Source organism: Enterobacter sp. RIT637 (assembly GCF_019718755.1).
Lineage (GTDB): Bacteria > Pseudomonadota > Gammaproteobacteria > Enterobacterales > Enterobacteriaceae > Enterobacter.
In genome coordinates, this window is record NZ_JAIHAZ010000001.1 from 324919 (window position 1) to 350266 (window position 25348).

At 56.9% G+C, this 25348-nt stretch carries 24 protein-coding genes; 9 read left to right on the forward strand and 15 right to left on the reverse strand.

Annotation, left to right across the window (positions count from 1 at the left end; genetic code table 11):
* Window positions 1–18 precede the first annotated feature (18 nt).
* A complete protein-coding gene (yeaG, locus tag K5E19_RS01555; protein ID WP_042717518.1) occupies window positions 19–1953 on the reverse strand; it encodes a protein kinase YeaG in 1935 nt (644 codons plus the stop codon).
* 433 nt (window positions 1954–2386) lie between these two features.
* Between yeaG and K5E19_RS01560 the strand changes: the two genes are divergently transcribed.
* Window positions 2387–3133, forward strand: a complete 747-nt coding sequence (locus K5E19_RS01560) for a MipA/OmpV family protein (RefSeq protein WP_221549701.1) — start codon at window positions 2387–2389, stop codon at window positions 3131–3133.
* Window positions 3134–3216: 83 nt separating this feature from the next.
* Here K5E19_RS01560 and K5E19_RS01565 read toward each other — a convergent pair whose 3' ends face one another.
* Window positions 3217–4101 (reverse strand): D-hexose-6-phosphate mutarotase, encoded by an 885-nt coding sequence (locus tag K5E19_RS01565; protein ID WP_221549702.1) that lies wholly within the window; start codon window positions 4099–4101, stop codon window positions 3217–3219.
* Between the two features lie 74 nt (window positions 4102–4175).
* Window positions 4176–5171, reverse strand: a complete 996-nt coding sequence (gapA, locus tag K5E19_RS01570) for a glyceraldehyde-3-phosphate dehydrogenase (RefSeq protein WP_010430074.1) — start codon at window positions 5169–5171, stop codon at window positions 4176–4178.
* A gap of 341 nt (window positions 5172–5512) precedes the next feature.
* On the opposite strand from gapA, the gene msrB reads away from it, so the two are divergent.
* Together msrB and K5E19_RS01580 are read left to right on the forward strand one after the other, a co-directional pair.
* Window positions 5513–5926, forward strand: a complete 414-nt coding sequence (msrB, locus tag K5E19_RS01575; protein ID WP_010430078.1) for a peptide-methionine (R)-S-oxide reductase MsrB — start codon at window positions 5513–5515, stop codon at window positions 5924–5926.
* Between the two features lie 41 nt (window positions 5927–5967).
* Window positions 5968–6246, forward strand: a complete 279-nt coding sequence (locus tag K5E19_RS01580) for a YeaC family protein (protein WP_010430080.1) — start codon at window positions 5968–5970, stop codon at window positions 6244–6246.
* 59 nt (window positions 6247–6305) lie between these two features.
* On the opposite strand, the gene K5E19_RS01585 is transcribed toward K5E19_RS01580, so the two are convergent.
* The 4 genes from K5E19_RS01585 to sppA all read right to left on the reverse strand — a co-directional run bounded on the left by K5E19_RS01585 (window position 6306) and on the right by sppA (window position 11369).
* Window positions 6306–7562, reverse strand: coding sequence for a glycoside hydrolase family 18 protein (locus K5E19_RS01585; RefSeq protein WP_221549703.1), 1257 nt, complete (start codon window positions 7560–7562; stop codon window positions 6306–6308).
* A gap of 219 nt (window positions 7563–7781) precedes the next feature.
* On the reverse strand, window positions 7782–8423 hold the full coding sequence (gene pncA, locus K5E19_RS01590) for a bifunctional nicotinamidase/pyrazinamidase (protein WP_221549704.1): 642 nt from the start codon (window positions 8421–8423) through the stop codon (window positions 7782–7784).
* Between the two features lie 9 nt (window positions 8424–8432).
* Window positions 8433–9449 (reverse strand): asparaginase, encoded by a 1017-nt coding sequence (gene ansA / locus K5E19_RS01595; RefSeq protein ID WP_010430087.1) that lies wholly within the window; start codon window positions 9447–9449, stop codon window positions 8433–8435.
* Window positions 9450–9512: 63 nt separating this feature from the next.
* Window positions 9513–11369, reverse strand: a complete 1857-nt coding sequence (gene sppA / locus K5E19_RS01600) for a signal peptide peptidase SppA (RefSeq protein ID WP_221549705.1) — start codon at window positions 11367–11369, stop codon at window positions 9513–9515.
* A gap of 167 nt (window positions 11370–11536) precedes the next feature.
* On the opposite strand from sppA, the gene K5E19_RS01605 reads away from it, so the two are divergent.
* The 3 genes from K5E19_RS01605 (at window position 11537) to K5E19_RS01615 (ending at window position 15166) form a co-directional block, all read left to right on the forward strand.
* On the forward strand, window positions 11537–12088 hold the full coding sequence (locus K5E19_RS01605; RefSeq protein WP_221549706.1) for an NAD(P)H nitroreductase: 552 nt from the start codon (window positions 11537–11539) through the stop codon (window positions 12086–12088).
* 116 nt (window positions 12089–12204) lie between these two features.
* Complete coding sequence (gene selD, locus K5E19_RS01610) at window positions 12205–13248, forward strand: selenide, water dikinase SelD (protein ID WP_221549707.1); 1044 nt, start codon at window positions 12205–12207, stop codon at window positions 13246–13248.
* 4 nt (window positions 13249–13252) lie between these two features.
* Window positions 13253–15166 carry a DNA topoisomerase III gene (locus tag K5E19_RS01615; RefSeq protein ID WP_221549708.1) on the forward strand — a complete coding sequence of 638 codons (1914 nt, stop codon included), beginning with the start codon at window positions 13253–13255 and terminating at the stop codon, window positions 15164–15166.
* A gap of 116 nt (window positions 15167–15282) precedes the next feature.
* Here K5E19_RS01615 and gdhA read toward each other — a convergent pair whose 3' ends face one another.
* Window positions 15283–16626: an NADP-specific glutamate dehydrogenase gene (gene gdhA / locus K5E19_RS01620; RefSeq protein WP_221549709.1), complete on the reverse strand. Its 1344-nt coding sequence runs from the start codon at window positions 16624–16626 to the stop codon at window positions 15283–15285.
* A 228-nt stretch (window positions 16627–16854) separates the two neighbouring features.
* On the opposite strand from gdhA, the gene K5E19_RS01625 reads away from it, so the two are divergent.
* Entirely contained in the window at window positions 16855–17127 is a 273-nt protein-coding gene (locus K5E19_RS01625) for a YnjH family protein (RefSeq protein ID WP_221549710.1), read from the forward strand.
* Here the strand turns inward: K5E19_RS01625 and K5E19_RS01630 are convergent.
* Window positions 17087–17503 carry a pyrimidine (deoxy)nucleoside triphosphate diphosphatase gene (locus K5E19_RS01630; RefSeq protein ID WP_221549711.1) on the reverse strand — a complete coding sequence of 139 codons (417 nt, stop codon included), beginning with the start codon at window positions 17501–17503 and terminating at the stop codon, window positions 17087–17089. The two genes, K5E19_RS01625 and K5E19_RS01630, sit on opposite strands and share 41 nt — an antisense overlap.
* Window positions 17504–17578: 75 nt before the next feature.
* On the opposite strand from K5E19_RS01630, the gene K5E19_RS01635 reads away from it, so the two are divergent.
* Both K5E19_RS01635 and K5E19_RS01640 read left to right on the forward strand, forming a co-directional pair.
* Window positions 17579–18145: a carboxymuconolactone decarboxylase family protein gene (locus tag K5E19_RS01635; protein WP_221549712.1), complete on the forward strand. Its 567-nt coding sequence runs from the start codon at window positions 17579–17581 to the stop codon at window positions 18143–18145.
* Window positions 18138–18755, forward strand: coding sequence for a CDP-alcohol phosphatidyltransferase family protein (locus tag K5E19_RS01640; RefSeq protein WP_221549713.1), 618 nt, complete (start codon window positions 18138–18140; stop codon window positions 18753–18755). Before K5E19_RS01635 ends, K5E19_RS01640 begins: the two co-directional genes overlap by 8 nt.
* Here the strand turns inward: K5E19_RS01640 and K5E19_RS01645 are convergent.
* From K5E19_RS01645 to xthA, 6 genes are all read right to left on the reverse strand, one after another.
* Window positions 18752–20059, reverse strand: coding sequence for a sulfurtransferase (locus tag K5E19_RS01645; protein ID WP_221549714.1), 1308 nt, complete (start codon window positions 20057–20059; stop codon window positions 18752–18754). The two genes, K5E19_RS01640 and K5E19_RS01645, sit on opposite strands and share 4 nt — an antisense overlap.
* Before the next feature lie 73 nt (window positions 20060–20132).
* Window positions 20133–20753 carry an ATP-binding cassette domain-containing protein gene (locus K5E19_RS01650; protein WP_221549715.1) on the reverse strand — a complete coding sequence of 207 codons (621 nt, stop codon included), beginning with the start codon at window positions 20751–20753 and terminating at the stop codon, window positions 20133–20135.
* Window positions 20753–22288 carry a thiamine ABC transporter permease gene (locus K5E19_RS01655; protein WP_221549716.1) on the reverse strand — a complete coding sequence of 512 codons (1536 nt, stop codon included), beginning with the start codon at window positions 22286–22288 and terminating at the stop codon, window positions 20753–20755. The genes K5E19_RS01650 and K5E19_RS01655 overlap by 1 nt, the downstream gene beginning before the upstream one ends.
* Complete coding sequence (locus K5E19_RS01660; RefSeq protein ID WP_409334595.1) at window positions 22261–23421, reverse strand: ABC transporter substrate-binding protein; 1161 nt, start codon at window positions 23419–23421, stop codon at window positions 22261–22263. The genes K5E19_RS01655 and K5E19_RS01660 overlap by 28 nt, the downstream gene beginning before the upstream one ends.
* Before the next feature lie 15 nt (window positions 23422–23436).
* On the reverse strand, window positions 23437–24120 hold the full coding sequence (locus K5E19_RS01665) for a TVP38/TMEM64 family protein (protein ID WP_221549718.1): 684 nt from the start codon (window positions 24118–24120) through the stop codon (window positions 23437–23439).
* 6 nt (window positions 24121–24126) lie between these two features.
* Window positions 24127–24933: an exodeoxyribonuclease III gene (gene xthA, locus K5E19_RS01670; protein ID WP_221549719.1), complete on the reverse strand. Its 807-nt coding sequence runs from the start codon at window positions 24931–24933 to the stop codon at window positions 24127–24129.
* Between the last annotated feature and the right edge of the window lie 415 nt (window positions 24934–25348).

The window sequence follows — 25348 nt, forward strand, 5'->3', positions numbered from 1 at the left end:
CGCTACCGGGCACTTGTTTTAAGACGATTTGCGCACGCGCAGGTACCATTCGCAGAGCAGGCGGACCTGTTTGCGGGTATAGCCTTTCTCCATCATACGGTCGACAAAATCGTCGTGCTTTTTCTGCTCGTCGGTTGAGGTTTTGGCGTTAAACGAAATAACCGGCAACAGCTCTTCGGTATTGGAGAACATTTTCTTCTCAATGACCGTGCGCAGTTTTTCGTAGCTGGTCCAGTTCGGGTTACGCCCGTTGTTATGCGCTCTGGCGCGCAGGACGAAGTTGACAATCTCATTACGGAAGTCTTTCGGGTTGCTGATACCGGCAGGCTTCTCAATTTTTTCCAGCTCCGCGTTCAGGGATTCACGGTCGAACAGCTGTCCGGTATCCGGGTCACGGTACTCCTGATCCTGGATCCAGAAGTCAGCGTAGGTAACGTAACGGTCGAAAATGTTCTGCCCGTATTCTGAATAGGATTCCAGATAGGCCGTCTGGATCTCTTTGCCAATAAACTCGGCGTATTTCGGAATCAGGTAGCCTTTCAGGAACTCAAGATAGCGTTCAGCCTGCTCCTGCGGGAACTGCTCGCGCTCGATTTGCTGCTCCAGGACGTAGAACAGATGCACCGGGTTGGCCGCCACTTCCGCATGGTCAAAGTTAAAGACGCGGGAGAGGATCTTAAACGCGAAACGCGTGGACAGACCGTTCATCCCCTCGTCGACGCCGGCGTAATCGCGGTACTCCTGATACGACTTCGCCTTCGGGTCGGTGTCCTTCAGGCTTTCACCATCATAGACGCGCATTTTCGAGTAGATGCTGGAGTTTTCCGGCTCTTTCAGGCGCGACAGAATGGAGAAGCGAGACAACGTTTCCAGCGTTCCCGGTGCGCAAGGGGCGTGCACCAGCTCACTGTGGTTAAGCAGTTTCTCGTAAATTTTGATCTCTTCCGAGATCCGCAGGCAATAAGGCACTTTGACAATGTAAACACGGTCGAGGAACGCCTCATTGTTTTTGTTATTACGGAAGGTGACCCACTCTGATTCGTTGGAGTGCGCCAGAATGATGCCGTTAAACGGCAGGGCGGAAATACCTTCCGTCCCGTTGTAGTTGCCTTCCTGGGTGGCGGTCAGCAGCGGATGCAGCACTTTGATCGGTGCTTTAAACATCTCGACGAACTCCATAATCCCCTGGTTGGCACGGCACAGAGCGCCGGAGTAACCATAAGCATCCGGGTCGTTTTGCGCGTGATGTTCCAGCTTACGGATGTCGACTTTACCGACCAGGGCCGAAATATCCTGGTTGTTCTCGTCGCCGGGCTCTGTTTTGGCGATGGCGATCTGCTCCAGAATCGACGGCCAGACTTTGACGACGCGGAATTTGGTTATATCGCCACCAAACTCGTGCAGGCGTTTTGCCGCCCACGGCGACATAATCGTGCCGAGATAGCGGTGTGGGATGCCAAACTCTTTATCAAGGATCTGCGCATCTTCCTGCGGATTAAACAGGCACAGCGGATGGTCATTGACCGGGCTGCGTTCCCCGTTGGCACTCAGCACGTAAATCGGCACGCGCTGCATCAGCGCTTTCAGGCGCTCGGCAAGCGACGATTTACCGCCACCCACAGGACCCAGTAAATAGAGGATCTGCTTCTTCTCTTCCAGGCCCTGAGCAGCATGCTTCAGGTAGGAGACGATCTGCTCGATGGCATCTTCCATGCCATAGAACTCTTCAAACGCCGGGTATCGGGCGACGACCCGATTCGAAAAGAGACGGGAAAGCCGTGGCTCCAGGGCAGTATCAACCATGTTAGGCTCACCAATAGCCATCAATAGCCGTTCTGCCGCATTAGCATAGGCACTGCGATCTTGCCGACAAATGGTAAGAAACTCCTGCAGTGTGAACTCTTCGTCCTTGGCAGCTTCGTAGCGCTGGCGATAGTGATCGAATATATTCATGGCATGCCGTCCTTTCGTTTTTTAGCACAGGATAAGAGCCGTTCGTATGAGTAGTGGAGGCTCCCGGAAGAGAATTTCTCGCACCTCACTGCCAGAGCAGCAACCTGTGTGCCAGGTCAGACGCTAAGAAGTGCGGGGGTGTGCAGCAAAATCTCTTCTTAAATTAAAGCGTAGATGGCATTTGCAAAACTTGCATGCTGAGAAAATCTAATTTCAATGACATATCAATAACTCATCCAAAAATTCCCACGTGCGTAATAAGGCGAAGCCGCGTTTTTCATTCAGTGTTCACATAAATGAAAGCAGCCTGTCATCTGAAAAGTAAAAAATAACGGGTTAATCAGACTCATTAGTCAGCAAAAAATTTTGGGATGTGCGGGAAGGGCGGTTACACTTCACCCGCTGATTATTTGACTACAGGAAAGAATGGATTGTGACCAAACTCAAACTTCTGGCATTGGGCATCCTTGCCGCTACCGCAGTGAACACCGCACAGGCAGAAGGTCAGTGGACTGTTGGCGCGGGCGCGGGTGTCATTAACAGCCCGTACAAACAGTATGACCGCGACGTATATCCCGTTCCGGTTGTCACCTATGAAGGCGATAACTTCTGGTTCCGCGGCCTGGGCGGCGGCTACTATCTGTGGAACGATACGGCTGACAAGCTTTCGATTATGGCGTATTACGACCCGAAGCACTTCAAGCCAGGCGACAGCGACAGCAACGCGCTTCGCCAGTTGGACAAGCGCAGAAGCTCGCTGATGGCGGGTCTTTCTTACGTACATAATACCCAGTATGGCTTCCTGCGTACTGCGCTGGCGGCGGATACGCTCGACAACAGCAACGGCTTTATCTGGGATCTGGCGTGGCTTTATCGCTACACCAACGGCGCGCTGACGCTGACGCCGGGCATCGGTGTGCAGTACAGCAGCGAGAACTACAACGACTACTACTATGGCGTCTCTAAAGCTGAGTCTCGCCGTAGTGGTCTGAAAAGCTACAGCGCGGATGATGGCTGGGATCCGTACCTGGAGCTGACCGCGAGCTATAACTTCCTGGGTGACTGGAATGTCTACGGTACTGGCCGTTACTCCCGCCTGAGCGATGAAATCAAAGACAGCCCGATGGTCGACAAATCCTGGGCAGGCATCTTCTCTGTGGGTGTGACCTACAAGTTCTGAGTGTGCATCATTAGCGTGCATTCTGTGCATCAAAACGGGGCGCTTGCGCCCCGTTTGTTTTATTTTGGTGCGGTAGAACAGTATTAACGTTTCACAATCTTAATCGTCTGGCCTAAACGGGACGGTTTTTCTTCACTCGCGTTTTGCGGCGTACTCACGCAGGCGGTTTCTACGCAGACAAAGGTTTTATAACCGTCTTCAGTGACGTCCGCCATGCTGACAGAAAGCGCCGGGCCTGGGTTCCAGCCCACCACGTCGCTGTGATGGTGATGAACCACTTCAATACTGCGATTCAGGGCACCGTCATGAATCACGCTGCACGCTTCCGGATGCTGGTAAACGCGGTCGGTACGATCGGGGAACGTTTGCACGCCGTCGCTCAGTTTGCCCTGCTTCGCGTTATCCACCTTGTCGATAAAGATATCACCAAGACCGCTCACTTTTACTGCATTAATGTCACCCACGTTGAAATAGGTGTGCAGGGCGGACGTGGTTTCAAATTCGCCATGGGCTTCCAGCTCTATTTCGCAGGTTTTCGCCAGCTTGAAGCGGGCGTACAGGGTGAAATCGTGCGGCCACAGGGCGCGAGTTTCATCGTTTGCCTGCAGTTCAAAGGTGAGCACCGCACCGTTATCATCTTCGTTGTGTGCTTTCAGCGTCCATTGTTGATTCCGGGCAAAACCGTGAGACGGCAAACCCGGCTGCGCGGAAGGGCCGAACCACGGCCAGCAGATTGGCACACCGCCACGGATCGCCGCCCCTTTTTTGAATGAGGTGGCATCGCTCAGCCATAAGCCTTCCACTTCTCCTTCCGGTTTCCAGGAGAGCAGGTGAGCGCCGTTCAGCGCTACGGACGCTTTTACGCGCGGATGGTCCACAACGATAATATCAGCACCGTCGATCTGACGGCGAGAGAGCACAGGGGTAAGTTGTTCGACTACCGGAAGTGCAAAAATTTTATTAATCATTAAGCAATCCTCTGTCTTAAAACAATAAAAAAGGCGACCGAAGTCGCCTTTTTGGATCAAACACTCATCTCAACTTATTTGGAGATGTGAGCGATCAGGTCCAGTACTTTGTTAGAGTAGCCGGTTTCGTTGTCGTACCAGGAAACCAGTTTAACGAAGTTGTCGTTCAGTGCGATACCAGCTTTAGCATCGAACACGGAAGTGCACACTTCGCCGTTGAAATCGGTAGATACAACGTCGTCTTCGGTGTAGCCCAGAACGCCTTTCATTGCGCCTTCGGAAGCAGCTTTGATTGCTTTCTTAATTTCTTCATAAGAAGCAGCTTTTTCCAGACGAACGGTCAGGTCAACAACGGATACGTTAGGAGTTGGAACGCGGAACGCCATACCAGTCAGTTTACCGTTCAGCTCTGGCAGTACAACGCCTACAGCTTTAGCAGCACCGGTAGAAGATGGGATGATGTTCTGAGCTGCGCCACGGCCGCCGCGCCAGTCTTTGTGAGACGGGCCATCAACAGTTTTCTGAGTAGCGGTAGTTGCGTGAACGGTGGTCATCAGGCCTTCAACGATACCGAAGTTGTCGTTGATAACTTTAGCCAGTGGTGCCAGGCAGTTGGTGGTGCAGGATGCGTTGGAAACGATGTCCTGGCCAGCGTATTTTTCGAAGTTAGCACCACGAACGAACATTGGGGTGTTGTCTTTGGAAGGACCAGTCAGAACAACTTTCTTCGCACCAGCGGTGATGTGTTTACGTGCGGTTTCGTCGGTCAGGAAGATACCGGTAGCTTCAGCTACAACGTCAACACCAATTTCGTTCCATTTCAGGTTAGCTGGGTCTTTCTCAGCAGTAACGCGGATGGTTTTACCGTTAACAACCAGGTGGCCGTCTTTCACTTCAACGGTGCCGTCGAAACGACCGTGAGTTGAGTCGTACTTCAGCATGTACGCCATGTATTCAGCGTCCAGGAGATCGTTGATACCAACGATTTCGATGTCAGAACGTTTCTGAGCAGCACGGAAAACAATACGGCCGATACGGCCAAAACCGTTGATACCTACTTTGATAGTCATATATTCCACCAGCTATTTGTTAGTGAATAAAAGGTTGCCTGTAAAATTACAAAAACCTTACGCAGCGTCAAGCGGAATCGTGTCAATCATTGCGACAAATCAATCCTGTGACTAACGTTTGTGCGACTGACTCGCCTCACTTTCCCTTTGAGCTAGCAACCACATGGGGGCTGCGCCCGGAATTTTAAAGGCCTCGCAGGATAAAAATGTGAAACAGATCACAATTGCCTGACCGCCTTTTCGCGACACATAAGTTTAGAACAAAAGTGCACGCACGGGTGTTAATGTTTTGTTAGAATTCGGGTCAGAAGATGTCTGTTTCTACAGCGAGATGTAAGCATATGTCGAACCAACGTAACCCCGACGATTTGAAAAAAAACCTCACAGAAATGCAGTTTTACGTGACGCAGAACCACGGGACGGAACCGCCATTTACCGGGCGTTTACTGCACAACAAGCGAGACGGCGTCTACCACTGTCTGGTGTGCGATGCGCCGTTGTTTAATTCGCAAACAAAATACGATTCAGGCTGCGGCTGGCCGAGCTTTTACGAGCCGGTGAGCGATGACGCGATCCGCTATCTGACGGACTCATCGCACGGCATGGTACGCACTGAAATTCGTTGCGGAAACTGTGATGCGCACCTTGGGCATGTCTTCCCCGATGGGCCTCAGCCAACGGGTGAGCGTTTTTGCGTGAATTCAGCCTCGTTAAGCTTCACTGATGACGAAAATGGCGATCACACTAAAGGCTGAAAAATCGATTCAGCAAATTATTCCTTTGAAAGGGAGACATCATGAATATTGATGACATGATTAGCGGTATGACACCGGAGGTTTATCAGCGCCTGGTGACGGCCGTTGAGCTGGGAAAATGGCCTGATGGTGTGGCGCTCACCCCGGAGCAAAAAGAGAACAGCCTGCAGCTGGTGATGTTATGGCAGGCGCGCAACAACACTGACGCGCAGCACATGACTATCGATACCAAAGGGCAGATGGTGATGAAGAGCAAGCGTGAGCTGAAAGAAGACTTTGGTATCACGCCGAAGCCGATTGCGACGATGAAAATGCAATAACGGTGCGGGTTGATGCCCTCACCCAACCCTCTCCCAGTGGGAGAGGGCTTGATGTCTTATTACTTATGCGGGATCCCGAGCGACTCCGCCAGCTGCTTCGCCAACTGATTGTTGTCATCAGCCCCGTACTCCCAGAACATCGCCCCGGCGAGACCTTTCTCTTTGATGTAGTCCGCCTTGATCGCTACGGAACGCGGGTTCTCATACGAAATCGCAAACAGCGCGTTGCCATCGGCTCCCTTCACCGACAGCCACGGCACCTTCGCCTGGTCGTCCCAGTGCTCGGTAAAGCGCTTCTGCGGATCGTTCAGCAGTTTTTTAACGATATCGTTGTATTTCACGTACGTATCTTTGGTCAGTTCATAGCCGAGTGACTTGAACAACCCGATCTCCTGAGGTCCGAAGTAGGGCTGGGTCACGGGATTTTTTTGCGCATCCGGTTTCGTCCAGTCGATCCCCGGCTCGACGGCGCGTTTTGGCACGCGGCCATAGAAACCTATCCCGAGGTTCATCTGCTGTGGCTTCAGCCCGGCGGCCAGATAGTTGTTCACCACAAAATCGACGCTGTATTTGTCGGCGGCTGCCACCGTCGGCCAGGCGCTGGAGTCATACAGGTTGGCGTTAAAATACTGCGTCCCGTACGCCATGTCGTAGGTCATCAGGTTGATGTAGTCGAGCAGCGGGGCGATGGCTTTGACATCTACCCAGCTTTTCGGACTTTCCGCATTTGCGCCTACCGCGATGGTGACCAGTTTTTTCTGCCCGAACGCCGCGCGCATCTCTTTCAGCAGGGCGGTGAAGTTATCCCGGTCTGCGGGCTGGCTTGCAACCAGCCCCCACGCGCCGTTGACGGGATACTCCCAGTCGAGGTCGATCCCGTCCAGGCCGTATTTATCGACGATCTCCTGCGCAGAGCGGATAAACACCGCACGCGTCTCTTTGGTTGCCGCCGCGCCAGAGAAGCCACGCGCGCCCCAGCCGCCAACAGAAAGCAGCACTTTGAGATTCGGATTTTGTTTTCGCAGGGTCGGGATCCGTGCCAGGTCGGAGGCGACTTTTGGCGACAGCCAGATTTGATGCAGTTTCGTCGGATCTTTCAGCGCGGCATTGGTTTCGTCTTTTTCGTCGTTATAGACCAGACCAAACGAGTAGTTCAGGTGGGTGATCTGGCGAACGTCGAGCTTATTGATGTCGCCACCCGGTCCGGCGGTGACATCGCCACCCCCGTTAAAGTAGCCCACGGACATCAGGGTACTGGCGGAGGCAACTGACGCGCAAAGCAAAGGTAATGCTGCCAGCAAGGGCAAACGTTTCATACAAGTTCCTCTTTGACTTAATAAAATTAACCACGCCACAGAAAAGCGTGGCGAAAAAACAGCCTGACGAGAATAGCATTGCCGCTTCGCTGAGGATGCGAGGGAGTTCACTTTATGGGAGAACGGAGTGGGTTGTTTTGCCGGGTGGCGGCTGCGCCTTACCCGGCCTACGGGGAAAGGTAGGCCGGGTAAGCGTCAGCGCCACCCGGCTAAAAAGGCTTACGCCTGCGTTTCCAGCCAGTCTTCCAGTGTATATAGCGTCGCGCCTTCCGCAGCCATATCCATAAACGCCTGAGCGCCGTCCTGTGGGTGAATGTTCACCCCGCGGCAGCCGTCGGTGATGACGCTGACGGTGTAACCTAACCGGAGCGCGTCCAGCACGGTAAACTTCACGCAGTAATCCGTCGCCAGACCCAGCACGATCAGCTCCGTAATTTCGTGATGACGTAACCACGCGTCCAGCGCCGTTTTCTGGCGATGCCCGTTATCAAAAAACGCACTATAGCTGTCGATCGCCGGGTTTTCACCTTTATGGAACACCGCGTCGATGGCTTTCTGATTCAGGAGCGGATGCAGCTCCGCGCCTTCCGTCTGCTGCACGCAGTGATCCGGCCAGAAGGTTTGCGCCAGCCCGTCGAGATCCCCCTGAGTGAAAGGCTCGACGTTGTGCTGGCTGGCAAAGCTGCCGTGGTTCGCCGGGTGCCAGTCCTGGCTTGCGACAACCGCCTCGCCGCGGGCTTTGCACCAGTCTATCAGCGTATTCGCCACATCAACGGTGCTGTCACCTTCCGCGACGGCCAGCGCACCGCCCGCGCAGAAATCATTTTGCAAATCGACCAGTAGCAGGGCGCGTTGCTTCATGTGGCCTCCTTATTCGTCCGGGGTCAGTTCGCCGCGCAGGTTTTGCATCATCGCGCTGCGAATGGACTGGATGTCCAGATCCTGGCTCAGTAAATAGTGAAGTTTAGTCAGCGTTGCCTCAACGGTCATATCGAAGCCGCTGATGACGCCGGCATGCGCCAGCGCGTTACCGGTGGCATAGCCGCCCATGTTCACCTTGCCTGACATACACTGGGTAAGGTTCACGACCACGATCCCGCGCTCGCTGGCTTCCTGAAGCTCTTTCAGGAATTCGCCGTTCTGCGGGGCGTTGCCGACGCCGTAGGAGCGCAGAATCAGCGCTTTTACCGGCTGGCGCAGGAAGTTACGCACCACGTCCGCTGAGATACCCGGATAGATAGTCACCACGCCAATCGGTTGCGGGGTAATCGGATGCACAATCAGCTCACCGGCAGTGTTTGGCGCAGGCGGCGTGCCCAGACGACGGATATGGATCCCCGCCTCCAGCAGCGGCTGCAGGTTAGGCGAGGCGAAAGCGTCGAAACCGTCGGCGTGCGCTTTGGTGGTGCGGTTGCCGCGATACAGGCGGTTGTTGAAGAACAGCGACACTTCGTTAATCGGGTAATTGGCCGCAACGTACAGGGAATTCAGCAGGTTGATCTGCCCGTCCGAGCGCAGCTCCGCCAGCGGGATTTGCGAGCCGGTGACGATAACCGGCTTGCCCAGATTCTCCAGCATGAAAGAGAGCGCGGAAGCGGTAAACGCCATGGTGTCGGTGCCGTGCAGGATCACAAAGCCGTCGTACTGGTCGTAATGGGCTTTAATATCATCCGCGATGTGCTGCCAGTCTTCCGGCGTCATGTCGGAGGAGTCCATCAGCGGCTCGTATTCGTGGATGGTGAAGTCAGGCATTTCCGGGCGGTGGAATTCTGGCATCAGTGCAAGCTGACGCTGCAGGTGGCCTGAGACAGGAATATAGCCGTTTTCAGAGCGCTGCATCCCGATGGTACCGCCAGTGTAGGCTACATAAATCGATTTCTTCTGCATGGGTGTGAGTTCTTGTTTTTCAAAAGAAAAAAATCCCCTCTTCGCGGGAAGAGGGGACGGTTTTTAACGGACGTTCGCGCAGGTCAGGCAAAACGCGTAACGACTTTGTGGATCGTTAAAGGCCGCGAGCTTATCGCTTTCAGCTTTCATCGCTTTCGCAGCAGTGGCGACAGGGGCTGGCAGGTAAGCCTGCAGCGCCTCCGGCAGCATGGCGCGAACGGAAACGGACATGCTGTCCATCACCATATCGAAGAACGACGGCTCGTCCTGATAATACTCAACGTGCCACTGCTTGAGCTTCGCCAGTTCGGCCGCTTTCTTAACGGCGTCATCAAAGTCACCCAGGCTGTCCACCAGTCCGTTGTTCTTCGCATCCTGCCCGGTCCAGACGTGGCCCTGAGCAATCTGGTCAATCTGTTCTGGCGTCTTTTTGCGCGAGTCGGCAACCAGCGTGAGGAAGCGTTTATAGCCGTTCTCAATGCTGAGCTGCATCATCTCAGAAACTTCAGGCGGCAGGGATTTCGTTACCGACACATCCGCCAGCGGAGAAGTAGAAACGCCGTCGGTATGCACGCCCAGATAGTCCAGACTGTTTTCCACGGTGTTGATCACCCCGAAGATGCCGATGGAGCCGGTCAATGTGCTTGGGTTGGCAACAATATAGTTCGCAGGCGTCGAAATCCAATACCCGCCCGAGGCGGCCATTCCGCCCATTGATACCACCACCGGTTTGCCAGCGGCGCGAGCTGCGGCCAGTTCCGCGCGGATCACTTCAGATGCGCTAACGCTGCCGCCAGGGCTGTTTACGCGCAGAACAATCGCTTTCACTTTCGGGTCAAGGCGAGCATCGCGGATTTGCGACGCGGTGGTGTCGCCCCCAACGTTACCCGGCGTTTCCTCACCGTCCATGATGGCACCATTAGCGAAGACCACCGCGACGCTTTCACCGGTGTCATCCGGTTTTTTCGCTGCATAGTCATACATGCTGATGGCGCTGAAGTTTTTATCCTCTTTGCTCCAGCCAAACTGTTTGGTCAGCGCTTTTTCGACATCCGCGCTTGAGCCCAGCGCATCAACCAGCTTGTTGTCGAGGGCATATTTCGCGGTATCGCCGTCGACCTTCCGCAGTCCATCCAGCATGCCGCGCGCGCCCGGGAAGACCTGTTCAGCGGTAATCTGACGGTTGGCGGCAATGGTGCCGAGATAGTTCTGCCACAGTTCGCCAATCCAGCGGCTGTCCGCCTCACGGGCGGCAGGGGACATGTCGTCGCGGATAAACGGCTCGACGGCAGATTTGTAGGTGCCAACGCGGAAGACGTGGGTGGTGACCTTCAGCTTGTCGAGCAGCGACTTGTAATACAGCCCGTTGGTGGCAAAACCATGAAGGTCGACCGTACCCTGCGGCGAGAGCCAAATTTTATTGGCAAAGCTCGCCAGATAATATTGTCCCTGGGTGTAGCTGTCGCCCACGGCAATCACCGGCTTGCCGCTGTCGCGGAACTCGCGCAGCGCTTTTCCAATGTACTGCATGGAAGGCTGATCGCCGCCGGCAAAATCTTTCAGATCCAGCACGATCCCGGTGATGTTGCGGTCATCTTTGGCCTGACGAATGGTATCGACGATATCGAACAGGGAGTTTTCCTGCAGACGATCGGAAGTTGCGCCAAACAGCTGGCGGCCAATCACGCCCAGACGGTTGCTGGTGGAAGGCTTATCAACGATGACGCCGGTGATGTCCAGCAGCAGCGCCCCACGAGTCGAATGCTGAGACTGATTGGCGTTGCTGATATGTATCCAGACGCCTACGCAAACCAGCACCAGGAAGATGAAAAAGATGTTCATCACCAGGTTGCGGACGAAGTTGAGCAGTCGCCACGTCCATTTAAAGAAACCGGCAAAGATTCGCCAAAGGGTTCGCATGTATTCTCCCTAACCAGAAAATGACTGTTTCCGTCGCCACGGGACGGTAATGTTGGGTTATCGTAATGACCCAACCGCCACTTGTCAGCAGGAATCGCCTGACACGCTGTAACAAAATCTGCCGTCGTGTTAATTTTGTGAGTAAATTTCAATAAAGGAGTTAACCAATGGATGCACTTGAACTGCTTGTTAACCGCCGTAGCGCGTCGCGTCTGGCCGAGCCTGCTCCAGCGGGCGAGCAGCTGGAAAACATTCTGCGTGCGGGACTGCGCGCGCCGGATCATGGCACGCTGCAGCCCTGGCACTTCTTTGTGATTGAAGCCGAAGGCCGCGACCGCTTCAGTGCGTTACTGGAAAAAGGCGCGGTTGCCGCGGGTCAGGATGAGAAAGGGATTGATAAAGCCCGCAGTGCGCCATTCCGCGCGCCGATGATCATCGCTGTCGTGGCGAAATGTCAGGCCGACCATAAGGTGCCGGTCTGGGAGCAGGAAATGTCCGCAGGCTGCGCGGTGATGGCGATGCAAATGGCCGCCGTCGCGCAGGGCTTCAATGGCATCTGGCGCACCGGGCCGTTGACCGAAAGTACGGTCGTGCGTGATGGCTTCGCCTGCGGCGAGCACGATAAAATTGTCGGCTTCCTCTATCTTGGCACTCCGCAGCTTAAAGCCTCCAGCACCATCAGCGTGCCGGACACCACCCCTTTCGTCAGCCGTTTCTGATAACCCGCGCTAAACTGTCTGGATTCTGAGCATCTGCCGCAGAATTCAGACAGTCATACTTACCTCTTTATGGAATGAGCGCTACCATAGCGCGATTGAGATGACAGGAGACGTCCATGAGCGAGCAAACCATTCGTTTAACGCAATACAGCCACGGAGCCGGTTGCGGTTGTAAAATTTCCCCTAAAGTGCTGGAAACCATCCTGCACAGTGAACAGGCGAAGTTTGTCGACCCGAACCTGCTTGTCGGTAACGAAACGCGTGACGATGCAGCGGTTTATGACTTAGGTAACGGCACCAGCATTATCAGCACCACTGACTTCTTTATGCCGATTGTCGACAACCCCTTCGACTTCGGGCGCATTGCGGCGACTAACGCCATCAGCGATATCTTCGCGATGGGCGGTAAGCCGATCATGGCGATTGCCATTCTGGGCTGGCCGATCAACACCATTCCACCTGAAATTGCCCGCGATGTGATTGAGGGCGGTCGCTTTGCCTGTCAGCAGGCGGGGATTGCCCTGGCCGGCGGTCACTCTATCGATGCGCCGGAGCCGATCTTCGGCCTGGCTGTTACAGGCGTGGTGCCGACCGAACGCGTGAAGCGCAACAGCACCGCGCAGGCGGGCTGCAAGCTGTTCCTCACCAAGCCACTGGGCATTGGCGTACTCACCACCGCCGAGAAAAAATCCCTGCTGAAGCCCGAGCATATCGGTCTGGCAACGGAAGTGATGTGCCAGATGAACCTCGCGGGGGCGGCTTTCGCCAATATCGACGGCGTGAAGGCGATGACCGACGTGACCGGTTTTGGTCTGCTTGGGCACCTCTCTGAAGTGTGTCAGGGCGCGGGCGTGCAGGCGCAGGTCTGGTATCAGGACGTGCCGAAGCTGCCGGGCGTGGAAGAGTATATTGCTCAGGGCGCGGTCCCGGGCGGTACCCAGCGTAACTTCGCCAGCTACGGTCACCTGATGGGCGAAATGCCTGAGGAGTGGCGCAACCTGCTGTGCGATCCACAAACCTCCGGCGGCCTGCTGCTGGCGGTGACGCCGGAATCTGAAGCCGAGGTTCAGGCCACTGCCGCCGAGTTTGGCATCACCCTGACGGCGATCGGCGAGCTGGTGACCGCGCGCGGCGGCCGACCGATGATTGAGATCCGTTAATTCGATGCGGTTGTTTATTGCCGAAAAGCCGAGCCTGGCCCGTGCCATCGCCGACGTGCTGCCTAAACCGCATCGCAAAGGTGACGGCTTTATCGAATGCGGTAACGGGCAGGTGGTCACCTGGTGTATTGGTCACCTGCTTGAGCAGGCGCAGCCGGATGTCTACGACAGCCGCTACGCCCGCTGGAACCTGAACGATCTGCCCATCGTGCCGGAAAAATGGCGCCTGCAGCCCCGGCCTTCGGTCACCAAACAGCTCAACGTGATCAAGCGCTTCCTGCATGAAGCGGCTGAAATCGTGCACGCGGGTGACCCGGACAGGGAAGGGCAGCTCCTGGTCGATGAAGTGCTGGACTACCTGGAGCTGGCGCCGGAAAAGCGCCAGCAGGTGCAGCGCTGTTTAATTAACGACCTCAACCCGCAGGCCGTTGAACGGGCAATTTCACGCCTGCGCGCCAACAGCGAGTTTATTCCGCTGTGCGTCTCGGCTTTAGCCCGCGCCCGCGCCGACTGGCTGTACGGTATCAATATGACCCGCGCCTACACCATTCTTGGGCGTAATGCGGGCTATCAGGGTGTGCTCTCCGTGGGCCGCGTGCAGACGCCGGTGCTGGGGCTGGTGGTTCGCCGTGATGAAGAGATTGAAAACTTCGTCGCCAAAGATTTCTTTGAAGTGAAAGCGCATATCGTCACCCCTAAAGACGAACGCTTTACCGCCGTCTGGCAGCCGAGCGACGCCTGCGAGTCCTACCAGGATGAAGAGGGGCGTCTGCTCCATCGTCCGCTGGCCGATCATGTGGTTAACCGCATTACCGGGCAGCCCGCTATCGTCACCAGCTATAACGATAAACGGGAATCAGAACCCGCGCCGCTGCCGTTTTCGCTTTCTGCACTTCAGATTGAGGCGGCCAAAAAGTTTGGTTTGAGCGCGCAGAACGTGCTGGATATCTGCCAGAAGCTCTACGAAACCCATAAGCTCATCACCTATCCGCGTTCGGACAGCCGCTATCTGCCGGAAGAGCACTTTGCCGGACGCCACTCGGTGATGAACGCCATCGGCGTGCACGCGCCGGATCTGCTGCCGCAACCGGCGGTAAACCCGGACACCCATAACCGCTGCTGGGATGATAAAAAGGTGGATGCCCACCACGCGATTATCCCGACGGCGCGCGCCAGCAGCGTCAACCTGACTGAGAACGAAGCGAAGGTCTACAACCTGATTGCCCGTCAGTACCTGATGCAGTTCTGCCCGGACGCGGTATTCCGCAAGTGCGTGATTGAGCTTGAGATTGCCAAAGGAAAGTTTATCGCCAAAGCGCGTTTTCTCGCGGAAGCGGGCTGGCGCACGCTGCTCGGCAATAAAGAGCGCGATGAGGAGAACGACGGCACGCCGCTGCCGGTGGTCGCTAAAGATGACGAGCTGCTGTGCGAGAAGGGCGAAGTGGTTGAACGTCAGACCCAGCCCCCGCGCCATTTCACCGACGCGACGCTGCTGTCGGCGATGACCGGGATCGCCCGCTTTGTGCAGGATAAAGATTTGAAGAAGATCCTGCGCGCCACCGACGGTCTGGGGACGGAAGCGACGCGAGCAGGGATTATCGAGCTGCTGTTTAAGCGTGGTTTCCTCGAGAAAAAAGGGCGCTATATCCATTCGACAGAGCCGGGCCGTGCCCTGATTCATTCGCTGCCGGAGCTGGCCGCCAGGCCGGACATGACCGCGCACTGGGAATCGGTTCTGACGCAGATCAGCGAGAAACAGTGCCGCTATCAGGACTTTATGCAGCCGCTGGTCGGGACGCTTTACCACCTGATCGATCAGGCGCGCAGCACGCCGGTGAAGCGGTTCAGAGGTATGGTGGCTCCCGGTGGCGGCGCGAAGAAACCGTTTAAAAAGAAAAAGAGCGCGGCAGCCTCTTAAACCGTAGGCCGGGTAAGGCGAAGCCGCCACCCGGCGAAAAGCCGCTCTGCGGCCTGAAAAAAGCCCGGTGGCGCTAACGCTTACCGGGCCTACAAGGGCGAGAATGCAGCGAAGGCTTAAATCACGCCCTGCCCAATCATTGCATCCGCCACCTTCACGAACCCGGCGATATTCGCCCCGCGTACGTAGTTGGTTTGCGATGCTTCACCGCCATACTCCACGCAGGCGTGGTGAATATCCAGCATGATGTGGTGCAGGCGCGCATCCACTTTCTCTGCCTTCCAGCCGAGACGTGCGGCGTTTTGCGCCATCTCGAGGCCGGAGGTCGCCACGCCGCCCGCGTTTGCGGCCTTGCCCGGCGCAAACAGCACGCCTGCGTCCAGGAACAGCTCCGTCGCGTCGATGGTGGTCGGCATATTCGCCCCTTCGGCTACGGCTTTCACGCCATTGCTAATCAATGTACGCGCGGCTTCCACGTCCAGCTCGTTCTGCGTTGCGCACGGCAGGGCGATATCCACCGGCACGCCCCACGGCTGTTTCCCTTCCAGGTAGGTAAGGCCATACTCTCGGGCATAATCCGCCACGCGACCGTCGCGGCTGGCTTTGATTTCACACAGGCGCGCCAGTTTCTCCGCCGTGAAGCCCGCTTCATCCACCACCGTACCGCTGGAGTCAGAGGCAGTTACTACGCGAGCGCCAAACTGCATCGCTTTCTCAATAGCGTACTGCGCCACGTTACCGGAGCCGGACACCGCGACGCGCATCCCTTCAAAACCTAAGCCGTGACGCTTGAGCATGGCTTCGGTGAAGTAAACCAGACCGTACCCGGTCGCTTCCGGGCGGATCAGACTCCCGCCAAACGACAGCCCCTTGCCGGTAAAGACGCAGGCGCTGTTGTTGGAGAGTTTTTTCATCATCCCGGCCATAAAGCCCACTTCACGTCCGCCCACGCCGATATCCCCGGCAGGTACGTCGGTATCCGGGCCGAGGTGACGATACAGTTCGGTCATCAGCGCCTGACAGAAGCGCATCACTTCGCCTTCGCTTTTGCCTTTCGGGTCGAAATCGCTGCCGCCTTTCCCGCCGCCCATCGGGAGCGTGGTGAGGGCGTTCTTAAAGGTCTGCTCAAAGCCGAGGAACTTCAGAATCGACAGGTTCACGGACGGGTGGAAGCGCATGCCGCCCTTAAACGGGCCAATGGCAGAGTTAAACTGTACGCGCCACGCACGGTTAACCTGCACCTGATTGCGATCGTCAACCCACGTCACGCGGAACTGGATCACGCGCTCTGGTTCGACCAGGCGTTCAAGCAGAGACATCTGGCGATAGCGCGGGTTTTGTTCAAGGAAGGGCCACAGGGTAGTCATAACTTCACGAACGGCCTGAGCGAACTCGCTTTGGTGCGGGTCGCGCTGCTGAACGTGGGCAAGGAAACTTTCCAGAGAGCGTGTCTGATCCATAGATATAAGAACCTCTTATATTAATTTATGTATGTTGCTTATGCGATTTGTGTTGTTTTTTTGACTATACCACCCGTACCGCTTTGTGAGGCAAGCAGAAATGTGTGCCGAAAGGGAAATTCATGAGAGAGGGCGGGTCATAACCAAAAGCGATGACGAGATAAATTAAAGGTTCTGCTCAGGTTTACCGTTATAGTCAATATCAGGACACAACAGGAAGACAAGTCGATGAACCGTTACGTGATGACCGCGTTATGTTTGATGTTTACCACTGGCGCTCAGGCGGACCGCATTCGCCCGGATGTTGAAGTGAATGTGCCGCCAGAGGTCTTTAGCTCCAGCGGCCAGCGCGCGCAGCCGTGCAATCAGTGCTGCATCTATCAGGATCAAAACTATTCTGAAGGGGCGGTGGTTAAAGCGGACGGTGTTTTACTGCAGTGCCAGCGTGATGAACGCGCCATTAGCACGAATCCGCTGGTCTGGCGTCGCGTAAAAGAATAAAGGCCTCCAGCAGCGGAATATCCGCCGGGGCTAAGTCGTAGGCGAACGCCTCTTCCGGCGTACACCACACCAGCGCGCTGTGGTAGTGCGCCGTGAGCTCTCCACTGAAGACGGGAACATGCCAGGCGTGCAGGTTGATTAACCGCTGCGACACTTCGCGCTGGTGGCTTGCCACGTAGTGCGCAGGCTGAGCCTCAATGCCCAGCTCTTCACGCAGTTCGCGGATCAGCGCCTCGGGCTGGGTTTCACCCGCTTCGACTTTCCCGCCTGCAAATTCCCACATTCCCGGCTGGTCGGCATGGGCAGGGCGCTGCGCCAGTAAAATGTTGTCGTCTTTTTCGATGATGGCGGCAACGACATCGAGTGTTTTTAGCATGGTCGTCAATAATTGTTAGCGAAAAACGACATATTATCGTGCCCTTTCTCAGAGTCCAGCTATCAGGAGAATCAGGTGAAAAAGACCACCTGGGTTGCCCCCATCGAAACCCTTCCCGCCAGCCTTAAGCCCATCGCCGCCATGCAGAAAAAGCACTTTGGCGCGGTGCTGAACCCCATCCGCTGGTGGGGACGCATGCCGCGTCTGTTCTGGCTGGTGGCGCTGTTTGTCGGTTTTCTGGATCGCCGCAAGGCACGCCTTTCCCCGGTGCTGCGTTCGCTGCTGATGACCCGCGTGTCGCAGCTCTGTCACTGCGCATTTTGTATTGATGCCAACAGCCTGCGGCTGGCCGAGCGCTGCGGCGCGCTGGAGAAAGTTCAGGCGGTGAGTCAGTGGCGTGAAAGCGATGTATTCAGCGATGAGGAGTGCGCTGCGCTGGCGTATGCCGAAGCTGTCAGCGCCACGCCGCCTCAGGTGGATGACGTCGTCAAAGCGCAGTTAAAGCGCCACTTCACAGACGACGCGATTACCGAAATGACGGCGTTGATTGCGTTTCAAAACCTCTCGGCACGTTTTAATGCCGCGCTCGACATTCCTGCTCAGGGGCTGTGCGCCACCTTTAAAGAGAAACCCCATGCTTGATAAACACCTGCATCCTCGCCTGAAACCTCTCCTTAACCAGCTCGTGGCCGCGCTGGATAAACCCTTTATTACCCCTGATGGCCTGACGTTAACGGGATTTGCCGTCGGCGTGCTGGCGCTGCCGTTTCTGGCGCTCGGCTGGTATTTTGCTGCGCTGGTCGCCATCGTCTTTAACCGCCTGCTGGATGGTCTGGACGGTGCGCTGGCGCGCCGCAGGGGATTAACCGATGCGGGAGGGTTTCTGGATATCGCGCTCGATTTTCTGTTCTACGCGCTGGTCCCGTTTGGCTTTGCGCTGGCTGCACCCGCAGAGAATGCGCTGGCGGCTGCCTGGCTGCTGTTTGCGTTTATCGGTACCGGCAGCAGTTTTCTGGCGTTTGCGGCGCTGGCGGCGAAACACGATATCGACAACCCCGGCTATGCGCACAAGTCGTTTTATTACATCGGTGGGCTAACGGAAGGGACGGAAACTATCGCGCTGTTCGTGCTGTGCTGCCTGTTTCCGGTGCACTTTACGCTGTTTGCGTGGATATTCGGCGCGCTGTGCTGGCTGACCACCACAACGCGCCTCTGGAGCGGCTACGTGACGCTGAAGTCACTCAACGCTTAGAGGGTACTCTCAGGCCCGCGCTTGCCGGTAGAGACCGGATTTTGCGGATGACTGCTCCATTCGTACCAGCCCCCGTCATAGACGGCGACGTTCTTCCAACCCATCGCGCGGGCGTACATAAAGCTTTCTGACGCCCGCCAGCCGGTGCCGCAATAAAACGCGACGTGCTGCTCAGGCTGGATGTGCCAGGTCTTCCACATTGCGGCAATATCATCGGCGCTGCGCATGGTGCCATCCGGGTTGTGGAAATCTTCCATATGGGTCGCGTCGCTGCCCGCGTGGCCCCATCGCGCCCCGGCAATTTCACCTTTTGGCTTAATGTAGCTGTAGCCGCTGGTGTCGCCGATAAACTCCGGCCACGAACGAATGCTCACCAGCGAGGCATCCTGACGGTGCAGCATGCCGCGCGCCTGCTCCATATCCACCATCAGCTGCGGCTGGCCGGGGATCGGCGCGCCAAAATCAGGGGCGGGCTTCACGTTTGCCGGCATACCGCGCTCAACCGGCAGGTTGGCCTCTGACCACGCCTTCCAGCCGCCGTCGAGAATACGCACATCCTTCACGCCCGCATACAGCATAATCTGCGCCACGCGTGCGGCGGCGTAAACGTCACGGCCATACAGAATGACGGTGGTATCGTGACGGATCCCGTGCTTCGCCAGCATCGCTTTCAGCTTGTCGTCGGAGACCTTATTCCACAGCGGCTCGCTTTCCACCTCGTTGGTGTCGATGTAACCCGCACCGGGGATATGGTTCAGCAGGTAAAACTTCGGTGCGCCCCAGGCGGCTTCGATCACTTTCCAGTCGCCAGCCGGGGCGGCGGTAACCGTTTTGCCTTGCTGCAGCTGGTGGATCCACTGCGGGTAGACGAGTTGTTCAAAGTGCGGCAGGCGCTGTAAACGGTCAGGTGTTTGCAGGGCATCGCTGAGAAGCGACGCATGAGCGTATCCGGACTTCTCCAGACGGGCTTTAACAGCCTGGTTGTCGGCATCGCTTCCGTAAAGGGCAATCGGCGTGGATGGGCTAAGCTGATGCTGTTTTGCCCAAAGCGCAATCTGCTCGTCGCTCATTGCGCTAAGCCAGGAGGCCGCCAGGTTGAGCGCGGCGGGTTCATGCCCGGAGGGGCCGCTGAGCGTTTGCGGCCAGCCGTTATAGAACGCGCTGGCGCGGGTGTCGATGGCTTTGCCCTGCTGTGCCTGCAGTTCGGCCAGCGTAAGGGAAGAGGGCATATCAGCCGCCACGGCGGAGAGTGAGGCGAGGCCGCAAAGCAGGGCCAGCGCGGTCAGTTGAGAAACACGTTTCATCGAATAACCTGACGTCAGTAAAAGAGGGGGGCATTGTCGTCTCTCCCGAAACGGAAAACATTGCGTTAGCACATTATTGCCAGCGAGAAATTTCGATCACCTCGCCACCGGGCGGAATGTCTTCCTCGTCATGGGTGACCAGCACCACAGGAATATTACGCGTGCGAACGGCGTCAAACACCCAGGCTCGAAACGTCGTCCGTAACGTTTTATCGAGGCGGCTGAACGGTTCATCCAGCAATAATGCCCGTGGCTCCGCAAGCAGGGCGCGCAGCAGGCTGACCCGGGCGCGTTCTCCACCAGAAAGCGTAGCAGGGTCGCTGTCAAAGTGATTCGCCAGGCCGGCAGAGCGTAGCGCCTGGTCAACGCGTTCCCGACGCGTCTCGCCTTTAATGCGGGACGGCAGGGCGAGCATCAGGTTTTGCCCGACGCTGAAGTGGTCAAACAGCAGGGCGTCCTGAAAGAGGATCCCTAAACCGCGCGTTTCCACGGGCAAGGTGTCACAGCGGCGTTCATCAAGCCACAGCTCACCCTGGGCCTTAAAATCAGAAGATAACGCCCCCACCATCCAGGAGAAAAGTGTTGATTTCCCGCTGCCGGACGGCCCCATCAGGGTCACTATCTCACCGCACGGTACACAAAAATTGACCTGCCGGAAAAGCGGTTCAATGGAGAGATTTTGCACCTTTAACATTAACGTAATCCTCGACGGTAACGGCCTGCCAGTCTGGATAATAGTGCGGCGACGCCAAAAACGATGCCCGTCACCAGCAGCAATCCCAGTGCGCGGGTAGCCAGGATCGGAAGACTTCCCCCACTGCTGAGCGCCACCGTTTCAGTGGTCAGCGTGGCGAAACGTCCGGCACCCAGCCACAGCGTGGGCATGTATTGCGCCATGCTCACCGAAAACCCGGTGGCAAAAGCCAGTAACGCCGGGCGTACCAGCAGCGGGCATTTTAGCATCCAGAATATTTTCATCCGTCCCCAGCCAAGCGTTCTGGCGGTGAGGAACAGTCGGGGATCCAGCTTTTGCCAGGCAGGTTGCAGCACCAGCAGCGTCCAGGGCAGCACCCACAGCAGGTGCCCCCAGAGCACGGCAGCGAACTGCCCGTCAATGCCCAGCGTGAGCGCAATGGCATATTGCCCGGAGACAAGGGGCAGAGCGGGCAACGCCAGCGGCAGCCAGACCCACAGCGCGCCTTGTCGCGGCCCCCATTCGAGCCAGAGAAAACTCAGCCCAAGCGCCAGCATGCCAGAGAGCAGCCCCAGCGTAAGGCTGGTGGTTAACGGGGTAAACGCGGCATCTTCGGGGCGCGCTAAACCGAGCAGCACGATGGCGCAGAGGATCCCGCATGCCGGTAGCCACCAGGCGAGCGACTTTTCCGGTACCGGCAGGGACGCGCGGCGTCGGACGCCGGAGAGGTCCGGCAAGGTGCGTCGCCAGACTTTCCAGATGCCGAAGCCGACGCCGGCCAGCAGAGCCAGAATCAGGAGTAAGAGAAGGCAAACGAGCGTTCCCTGCGCCTGCTGCTGCGCATCGCCCTGGCTGAGCCACTGCCAGGCCAGCACCGCCAGCGTGGGAGGATTGCCCGGCCCCAGAATAATGGCCACATCCACCACCGACAGCGACCAGGCCAGCACGGCCAGCATCACGGCACCCAGCGCGGGGGCAATGGTCGGCAGGACCAGCCAGCGCAGGCGCTGAAGGCGTCCGTAACCCAGGGTACGCAAAACCACGTTCTTCTGCGCCAGCTGCGCTTCCGGCAGCGCGGCATAGAGTGCCCACAGGACAAACGCGCTCTCTTTGACCGCGAGCGTCAGCCCCAGCCCGATGCCATAACGATCGAGCTGCGGTGAGCAGAAGGTACATACCTGATAAAACAGCCCTCCCTCGGCAAACAGGAGTAACGCGCTGGTCGCGAAAGCGACGTGGGGCACCGCCAGCATCCAGGGCAAATGGGTGCACAAGCGACGCCAGCGCTCGCCGGGCCACAGCAGCGTGATGAACCCCAGGGCAATCACCAGCGAGCCCAACGTTGCCAACAGCGTCGAGACCAGCGTGGCGGCAAACGCCTGCGGCAGTTGGGGATCCTCCGCCAGCGCCTGCCAGCTATTGAGCGACAGCGCCGGAGCAAACAGCATAGCGACGGCCGGAATCAGCGGGAGATAAATCACCGCCATCGCCAGCCAGATCGCCGCGCTTAGCGGGTGCCGTAGCGGCGAAGCCATTCCTGCTCCAGCGCGTTAACCCAGGCGGCATGCGGTTCAGGAAGCACCGCCGGTAGCGCTTCTGGCGTGTGGCTGCGAAGCCGCCTCGCCTCATCGGCGGGAAGCGTCCCCGCGTCCAGCACGCTCGGGTCACCCCACACGGCCGGGTCGGCTTTGCGGATCTGCGCCTGCGGTGAAAGCAGGAAGTTTGCCACCACTTTCGCCCCCGCACTGGCGCTGGCATTCGCCGGAATGGCGACAAAATGGACGTTACCGATTGTGCCGTTCTTAAACCCGAAGCTGTAGCTGTCGTCAGGGAGTTCACCGCTGGCGACCTTTTGCCGGGCATGCGCCGGGTTAAAGGTCATCGACAGAGCCAGGTTGCCGCTGGCGAGCAGGGCATCCATGCGCGCGGGCGAGGGAGGAAAATCTTGCCCTTTACGCCACAGCAGAGGATGCAGCGCGTCGAGGTAGCGCCACAGCGGCGCGGTAACCTGCGGGAAGGTATCATCCGGCGCTTTTTTTAACGCGTCAGGCTGCGCGGTGAGCGTCAGAAGCAGCTGTTCCAGGAACGCGGTGCCGGTAAAGTCAGGCGGGCGCGGATAAGTGACGTTGCCCGGATGCTGCTGCGCCCAGGCCAGCAATGCCTGAGGACTATCCGGTGGCGCGGGCATGCTCGCTTTACGGGCGATAAAGGTCAGCTGAGCGCCGCCCCACGGCGATTCTGCTCCCTCGGTTGGGATGGCAAAATCCTCCGTAACCGGTTTACGCGTATCAACGTATCGCCAGTTCGGCAGCTGCTGTGCCCATCCGGTTTGCAGCAAACCCGCCTCTTTTAGTGTGCGGAAATTTTCCCCGTTAACCCAGAGTAAATCGACCGAGCCGCTGTGGTTTCGCCCTGCGGCATGTTCCGTCTGGATGCGTTTTACCGCATCGGCGGCATCCGCCAGACGGACAATCCGGAGGTCAATCGCGTAGTGCGTTTTCATTTCGCCGCTAACCCAGTCCAGGTAGCGGTTAACCGCCGGCTCGCCACCCCAGGCGTTAAACCAGACGGTCTGGCCTTTTGCCTGTTGTTGAAGGGATTGCCAGCTGTCTGCAGAAAAGGCTGGCGGCGCCAGCAGCAGGCTTGTCAGAAACGCGCAAAAACGCACACGGCGCATAATGCCTCACTTTTTAAACGAAGAGGTATAACGGGAAAAAAGCCAGCGCGTGGCCAGCGGGAATAACCCCAGTAGTGTAAAGGCGAACAGCATACCCGGCGACAAAATATCGCGCAGCGATGTCACTCTTCCAAGCTCGCGTCCGGCGTTGAGAAAGACAATCGTTGCAGGCAGCATGGCGACCTGGCTTACCCACCAGTAGCGACGCACCGCGATGCGGGTCAGCCCCATCAGCAAATTCACCAGGAAAAACGGAAACAGCGGCATCAGGCGCAGGGCAAAAAGGTATCCCGCACCGTCGCGCGCCATGCCAGCATTGACCGTTTTCATCTGTAGCGTAAAACGCTGTTGCACCCACTCGCGCAGCAGATAACGACTGGCGAGCATCGCAAGCGTCGCCCCGAGCGTGGAGGCAAACGAGACCAGCACGGTGCCTTCCCACAGGGGAAATAACGCCCCGCCCAGCAGGGTGAGGATCGCCGCACCGGGTATCGACAGGGCGGAGACCGCCACATAGAGCGCAAAAAAGATCAGCGCGCTTCGTAGCGGCGCGTGGTCAACATGGGAGAGTAATGCCTGCTGGTGAGTTTTAATCCCTTCCAGGGAGAGTGAGCCTGGAGGAAGCATGACAATCGTCAGAATAAATGCGCCCAGAAGGGCGCACAGGAAAGCGATTTTTCGAATGTTCACGCGTCATTACAGCTTGAATTTAGCCCACACCGGCGCGTGGTCAGACGGTTTTTCCATGCTGCGGATATCGTAGTCAATACCGGTTTCGATGCAGCGCTCCGCCAGCGGCGAGCTGGCCAGCAGCAGGTCGATACGCAGGCCACGGTTGTCATCAAAGCCTTTTGAGCGATAGTCAAACCACGAGAAGCGATCCTGCGTGTCCGGGTTGGCGGTACGGAAGGTATCCACCAGCCCCCAGTCCAGCAGGCGCTGCATCCACTCGCGCTCTTCCGGCAGGAAAGAACATTTGCCGGTACGCAGCCAGCGTTTGCGGCTGTCTTCACCGATGCCAATATCCAGATCTGTCGGGCTGATGTTCACATCGCCCATGATCAGCACCGGATTCTCTTTGTTCAGTTCGGTGGTCAGATAGTCCTGGAGATCCTGATAAAACTTGGCTTTGGCCGGGAATTTGGTCGGATGGTCGCGGCTTTCGCCCTGGGGAAAGTAACCATTGATCACGGTGATGTTCCCCAGCGGGGAAGGCAGCTCCGCCATGATGATGCGGCGCTGTGCTTCTTCGTCATCGCCGGGAAAACCACGGCGGACGGAAACTGGCGTCTCTTTGGTCAACAGCGCAACGCCGTAATGGCCTTTCTGCCCATGATAGAAGACGTTGTAGCCAAGTTTCGCCACCTCTTCGAGGGGGAACATGTCGTCGTGAACCTTGGTCTCCTGCAGGCCGATCACATCTGGCTGATGTTGCTCAACGATGGCTTCAAGCTGATGAGGTCGGGCGCGCAGGCCGTTGATATTAAAAGAAACAAATTTCATAGTCGCTGCCAGTGCAAGGTGAATAGTGCATGGATGGTAGCAGAAATTGTGTCGTCTGTTATCCGCTTCGCCCAATTACTGCGACAGATAATGTCAACGGTGCAATTTTTGCACCATTCTGACGCGCCTTGCCCCCAAACAGAGCGTAAATGGCCGATAAATTTCGCGAGCGATCACAATTCCAGAATTATATTTGGCCTGTGCATACTCTTTCTGATTTTCATGCGGGAAAGCGCCGCTTGTCGTAAAAATATTCACTTTTTATGCAATAACAGTGAATAACTCCATATCGTAACCTGTTGATATTCTGTCCCTCGATCCCGTTTATGCATTTTTATCGCTGGCTGGCACGAACAGTGCAATCTACATTCACAGTGCAAACACCCAATTATTTAACATTCAAATAACTTTTTAT

Excerpts from the sequence above, each read along its gene's own strand:
- K5E19_RS01630 (WP_221549711.1), bottom strand. The coding sequence starts at position 17,503 with ATGCTAAAAACACTCGATGTCGTTGCCGCCATCATCGAAAAAGACGAC.
- K5E19_RS01640 (WP_221549713.1), top strand. The coding sequence starts at position 18,138 with ATGCTTGATAAACACCTGCATCCTCGCCTGAAACCTCTCCTTAACCAG.
- K5E19_RS01580 (WP_010430080.1), top strand. The coding sequence starts at position 5,968 with ATGAATATTGATGACATGATTAGCGGTATGACACCGGAGGTTTATCAG.
- gdhA (WP_221549709.1), bottom strand. The coding sequence starts at position 16,626 with ATGGATCAGACACGCTCTCTGGAAAGTTTCCTTGCCCACGTTCAGCAG.
- selD (WP_221549707.1), top strand. The coding sequence starts at position 12,205 with ATGAGCGAGCAAACCATTCGTTTAACGCAATACAGCCACGGAGCCGGT.
- K5E19_RS01625 (WP_221549710.1), top strand. The coding sequence starts at position 16,855 with ATGAACCGTTACGTGATGACCGCGTTATGTTTGATGTTTACCACTGGC.
- K5E19_RS01615 (WP_221549708.1), top strand. The coding sequence starts at position 13,253 with ATGCGGTTGTTTATTGCCGAAAAGCCGAGCCTGGCCCGTGCCATCGCC.
- ansA (WP_010430087.1), bottom strand. The coding sequence starts at position 9,449 with ATGCAGAAGAAATCGATTTATGTAGCCTACACTGGCGGTACCATCGGG.
- yeaG (WP_042717518.1), bottom strand. The coding sequence starts at position 1,953 with ATGAATATATTCGATCACTATCGCCAGCGCTACGAAGCTGCCAAGGAC.
- sppA (WP_221549705.1), bottom strand. The coding sequence starts at position 11,369 with ATGCGAACCCTTTGGCGAATCTTTGCCGGTTTCTTTAAATGGACGTGG.
- K5E19_RS01645 (WP_221549714.1), bottom strand. The coding sequence starts at position 20,059 with ATGAAACGTGTTTCTCAACTGACCGCGCTGGCCCTGCTTTGCGGCCTC.
- K5E19_RS01655 (WP_221549716.1), bottom strand. The coding sequence starts at position 22,288 with ATGGCTTCGCCGCTACGGCACCCGCTAAGCGCGGCGATCTGGCTGGCG.
- K5E19_RS01585 (WP_221549703.1), bottom strand. The coding sequence starts at position 7,562 with ATGAAACGTTTGCCCTTGCTGGCAGCATTACCTTTGCTTTGCGCGTCA.
- gapA (WP_010430074.1), bottom strand. The coding sequence starts at position 5,171 with ATGACTATCAAAGTAGGTATCAACGGTTTTGGCCGTATCGGCCGTATT.
- pncA (WP_221549704.1), bottom strand. The coding sequence starts at position 8,423 with ATGAAGCAACGCGCCCTGCTACTGGTCGATTTGCAAAATGATTTCTGC.
- msrB (WP_010430078.1), top strand. The coding sequence starts at position 5,513 with ATGTCGAACCAACGTAACCCCGACGATTTGAAAAAAAACCTCACAGAA.
- xthA (WP_221549719.1), bottom strand. The coding sequence starts at position 24,933 with ATGAAATTTGTTTCTTTTAATATCAACGGCCTGCGCGCCCGACCTCAT.
- K5E19_RS01565 (WP_221549702.1), bottom strand. The coding sequence starts at position 4,101 with ATGATTAATAAAATTTTTGCACTTCCGGTAGTCGAACAACTTACCCCT.
- K5E19_RS01605 (WP_221549706.1), top strand. The coding sequence starts at position 11,537 with ATGGATGCACTTGAACTGCTTGTTAACCGCCGTAGCGCGTCGCGTCTG.
- K5E19_RS01650 (WP_221549715.1), bottom strand. The coding sequence starts at position 20,753 with ATGTTAAAGGTGCAAAATCTCTCCATTGAACCGCTTTTCCGGCAGGTC.